The sequence below is a fragment of the Komagataeibacter kakiaceti JCM 25156 genome, assembly GCF_000613305.1.
The window spans coordinates 1-2,200 of record NZ_BAIO01000397.1 but is presented as its reverse complement, the minus strand read 5'-3'; the positions used below and the strand labels follow the sequence as shown (position 1 = coordinate 2,200).

3 protein-coding genes and 1 pseudogene are annotated in these 2,200 nt (G+C 64.8%); 1 reads left to right on the top strand and 3 read right to left on the bottom strand.

What is annotated here, in order from left to right:
• The 3 genes from JCM25156_RS14325 to JCM25156_RS14315 form a co-directional block, all read right to left on the bottom strand.
• The coding region (locus JCM25156_RS14325; protein ID WP_025813612.1) for an NAD(P)-binding domain-containing protein at positions 1–283 on the bottom strand (283 nt) is incomplete at its 3' end.
• Positions 283–786, bottom strand: coding sequence for a type III secretion system chaperone family protein (locus tag JCM25156_RS14320; RefSeq protein ID WP_025813611.1), 504 nt, complete (start codon positions 784–786; stop codon positions 283–285). The genes JCM25156_RS14320 and JCM25156_RS14325, both read right to left, overlap by 1 nt.
• A gap of 151 nt (positions 787–937) precedes the next feature.
• Positions 938–1,222, bottom strand: coding sequence for an accessory factor UbiK family protein (locus tag JCM25156_RS14315; RefSeq protein ID WP_025813610.1), 285 nt, complete (start codon positions 1,220–1,222; stop codon positions 938–940).
• Positions 1,223–1,374: 152 nt separating this feature from the next.
• On the opposite strand from JCM25156_RS14315, the pseudogene lgt reads away from it, so the two are divergent.
• Positions 1,375–2,200 (top strand): annotated as a pseudogene (lgt, locus tag JCM25156_RS24740) (prolipoprotein diacylglyceryl transferase); the annotation flags it as partial.

Here is a 2,200-nt window from a genome sequence, read left to right as displayed (position 1 = left end):
CCGCCAGAACGGACAGGACGGGCGCGCGCAGGGCGAACGGCGCGATGGCCGCCATGACGGCGTCCACCTTCTGCGGTTTTGTGGCCAGCACGATCATCGCGGGATGGAAATCGTCCGGAACGTCATCCGGGCTGCGCACGAGGTGGTGCGGGGCGGGAACGGAGTCGCGGTGCCGGTCGATGATGAAGGACGGCGCGAGGCCCTCCTTCAGCCAGCCATCGAGCATGGCCCCGCCCATATTGCCGCACCCGACAAGGAGAAGGGGAGGAAGGGGTTCGGTCATCACGCCATCCCGGCACAGTCGAGCATGGCCGCTTCCAGCGCTTCCGCCGGTTTCTTGCCGCCCCACAGCACGAACTGGAAGGCGGGGTAGAAACGCTCGCACTCGGTCAGGGCGATGTCGATCATGTCCTCCAGGCTTTCCATGGACGCCCCGCGTGAGCCGCGCAGCAGGACCGCATGGCGGAAGACGGGCGTGCCATGTTCCATGTCCATGCCGAAATGGCCGATCCACAGCCGTTCATTGGCCAGCGCCACCAGCTCGAACAGGTTGCGGCGCTGGTCGGCGGGCACCTTGAGGTCGAAGGTGCAGGTGAAATGCATGGCGCTCACCTCCTCCGACCAGCAGAAGAACAGGCCATAATCGCACCATTTGCCCGGTGCTTCGGCCGCCATTTCCGAATCGCTGCGGCGTTCGAAATTCCAGTCATATCCACCCACGATCTGTTCCATGAGATCGAGTGGGTTCGTATTGCGTACGATTGCTGTGTGAGTCAGAGCAGGCATGTGGCACTCCCCGAAGCCGTCGTGGAGGAGATCCGGCCATGACGCCGGATTCCGTGTCTCTGCAACCTGATCCGTGCCCTGTTGCGGGGAATCAGGGCGCGGACCGTTTCATTACACTATGGTCCGCGGGCACTGGCTGCAAGCGTTGTACTCAGCGCCCCGGGGTGGGGGAGGTCAGGCTCGCCTCAAGGTCGGACACGCGCTCTTCCAGCCGGGCAATCTGGCTTTCCAGGCCAGCCTGCGCCTGTCGCGCGCGGCTGGCCATCTCGCGCACCACCTCGAATTCGTCGCGGCGCACCAGGTTCAGGCCGCTCAGGGTCTCATCCACCCGGGCGCGGACAATGGCGCCGATTTCCTCCCGTACGCCGGTCAGCGCCGAAAACGCGCCCCCGGCCACACCGGCGAGGTCATCAAGAATACGGGGCCTGGCGGACATAGTGGATACTCCATGACATTTCGCGCCGCGTCTGTCTTTACGCACCGCGCGCGGATGAAAGGCGCTACTATAGACACATTGCCGCCTCAGGGCTATCCGCACGATTGTGGTGCCTCCGCATGCGCCCCAACCATGATGAAGAAAGTGGGCTGATGCTGCCTGTCCTGATCTTTCCGCAGTTTGATCCGGTAATGGTCCATTTCGGGCCGATCGCCATCCGCTGGTACGCCATGGCCTATATCGTGGCGCTGCTGGCGGGGTGGCGGATCGCGCGTCACCTCGCCGCCCTCGCGCCACGCGCGGCCACGGCGCTGCAGGTGGATGATTTCCTGACATGGGCGACGCTGGGCGTGGTGCTGGGGGGGCGGCTGGGCTACATCCTGTTCTACCAGCGGCTATTATCTGGCCCATCCGTTCACCATCCTTGAGGTCTGGCACGGCGGCATGTCCTTTCATGGCGGGGCGGCGGGGGTGATTGTCGCGCTCATTGTATTTACGCGGCTGAACGGGCTGAGTTTTCTGGCCTTTTCCGACCGGATCACGACCGTGGTGCCCATCGGGCTGGGGCTGGGGCGCATCGCCAATTTCATCAATGGGGAATTATGGGGGCGTCCGGCCCCGTCCTGGCTGCCATGGGCCATGATCTTTCCCGATGCGGGGCCGGAGCCGCGCCATCCATCGGAGCTGTATGAAGCCCTTGGCGAGGGACTGCTGCTGTTCACCCTGCTGTGGTGCGTCTCGCGCAGCCTGCGGGTGCGGCAGCATCCGGGCTTCATCGCGGGGCTTTTCCTGTTCGGCTACGCGGTGGCGCGCACGGTGTGCGAATGTTTCCGGGAGCCCGATGCGTTCATCGGCTTCCTGCCCTTTGGCGTGACGATGGGGCAGGTGCTGTGCGTGCCCATGGCCATTGGCGGGGCGGGGCTCATGCTGAACGCGTGGATACGCCCGGCCCGCACCGTGGTCATGGCGGAGCCGACG